At 75.7% G+C, this 2,106-nt stretch carries 1 protein-coding gene and 1 pseudogene; one reads left to right on the forward strand and one right to left on the reverse strand.

The features are described 5' to 3' along the window. Positions 1-336, forward strand: a pseudogene (locus ABZ896_RS52600) (hypothetical protein); the annotation flags it as partial. Between the two features lie 36 nt (positions 337-372). Here the strand turns inward: ABZ896_RS52600 and ABZ896_RS52605 are convergent. Then, positions 373-2,106: translation initiation factor 2 (locus ABZ896_RS52605; RefSeq protein WP_360946611.1), on the reverse strand; the 1,734-nt coding region annotated here is incomplete at its 5' end.

Consider the following 2,106-nt stretch of genomic DNA (forward strand, 5'->3'; position numbering starts at 1 on the left):
GACCAACGAGAAGGCGTACGCGCTCGGGAAGTTCGCCCGGGTGGTGCTGGGCACCTCGCAGATCGACTACAACGGGCGCTTCTGCATGGCGCCCGGCTCACCGCGCGGGCGGAGTTCGCGCTCGCCGGGGTCCTGGTCCGGCTCGACCGGACGGCCGAGGCGGACGTGCTCTACCGGGCCGCGCTGGAGGGGACCCGGGGCCGGGGCGGTTCCCGGGACGAGGCTCGCGTGCTGGACGCTCTCGCCGAACTCGCCGAGCGGGAAGGGCGGGACGACGAGGCACGGGGACTCCGTCTGGCGGCCGCCGCTGCCCGGGGACGGTCCGGGCTGGCCTGAGCCTTCGTGAGCCGAGGGGGCGCTGCGGCCGGGTGGCTACACCGGCAGCGCGGCCTCCTCCGTGGTCGCCGGGGACAGTCGTACGGCGAAGAGGTGCTCGCCGATCGCGCAGGTGAGGGCGGTCTGGTCCGTGGCGGTGACGAGGGCCGCGTGTATCGCCGAGAGAACGGCGGCCGGGTCGGCGTACACCAACCCCTCCGGGACCAAGCAGGGCTCGATGCGGGCGGAGAGCAGGGGCCCGGTGCGGGTGCGCAGCAGGCAGCGGGTGTCCGAGACGACGACCGCGGCGGTACGGCGGCCACCGGGGTGGGTGGCCAGGGTCCGTCGGGTCCAGGCGTCCGCCGTGGTCACCAGCGCGCCGCCGGATGCCGGGGCGGGGCGGCTCGCCCTGCGGTAGAGGAGCGCGGCGCTCTGGGCGTACCGTGTGTTCGCCGTGCCGGCCTCGGCCGCCAGGTGGTGGACCGGGTGAGGCAGTTCGAGGTGCGCGGGATGACGGGTCACCCGGAGCGGGCCGCCGGGCTGCTGCCGGACGCGTACCGCGAAGGCCGCCGGGGTGGCGGGTGCCGGTGCGGGGTCGGGGAGCGGGCGGGGGACGGCCGGGGTGGTGGGCGGTTCCAGGCCGAGGAGGGCGTACAGCTCCTCCCGCAGCCGCTCCAGGCCGTTGCCGCGCTCCGCGAACACGGTGTCGGTGAGCGCGCGTACGCTGCCGGGCCGGTGGGCGGCGAGGGCCTCGGCGAGGGCCTGCGGGGCGGTGGCGATGTCGGTGCCGAGGCGGGGGACGCGGCTGATGAGCGTAGCCATCGGGCTGTCGGGGATCAGCTCCCCGCCGCCGTCGTACGCGGTGAGCAGCGGGCGGTCCAACGCGGCCGCGTAGAGCGCCGCCGAGCCGTGGTCGGTGACGAGGACGTCCGCCGCGACCGCGACCGAGGCCCATTCCTCGTAGGCCGCGGGCAGGAGCAGGCCGGCCCGGCGAGCGGGTTCGAGGTGCTGTTCGAGGTCCAGGGTGCCGAGCCGGACGCGTTCGTTGGGGTGGACGACCAGGGCGAGCTGATATTCGTCGTACGGCAGGACCGCGGCCAGGTCGGTGACCAGGGACGGGCGGCGGCGCAGCAGGGACTCGGGGCCCCAGGTGGAGAGCAGGACGACCAGGCGGCGGGTGCCGGTGCGGAGGGCGGCGCGGTAGCTCTCCCGGCGGTCGGCGGAGTCGAGGAAGCGTTCCAGCAGGGGATCGCCGACGACCTTGGCGCGGGCCGCCGCGTCTCCGCTGACGTCGGCGAGCCGGCTGAGCTGGCTCGGGTGGGCGAACGCGTACAGGTCGGCGAGGGGGAGGCCGTCAGGGAGCAGCAGGTGGGCCGGATCGAGGCCGGAGGCGGAGTCCTCGGTGCCGTCGTCGGGGATGGTCTTGTTGAATCCGGCGCCGTGCGGGAGGAGGGCGCGGGGGCCGCGGAGGGCTTGGAGATCGCCCTTGGGGCTGGCGGCGAGGACGAGGGCGAAGGGCTGGGAGGCGGCCTCGGACCAGGGAATGGTGTGGCCGCCGGCCCGCTCTATCGCGTCGAGTGCGGCGAGGGAGAAGTCGGAGCCGGGGACGAGGGTGAAGCAGCGGCGCAGGCGGTCGTCACCGGCGAAGACGGGGAGCGTGTCGAGGAGCCTGTGCAGCGCGTTCTGCGACCGCGCCGCGAAAAGCACCGCAAGCGGTCCGCCCGTCGCCCGTCGCCCGTCGCCCGTCGCCCGTCGCCCGTCGCCCGTCGCCCGTCGCCCGTCTGATTCGAG

Source organism: Streptomyces sp. NPDC047072 (assembly GCF_040643855.1).
Classification (GTDB): Bacteria; Actinomycetota; Actinomycetes; order Streptomycetales; family Streptomycetaceae; genus Streptomyces.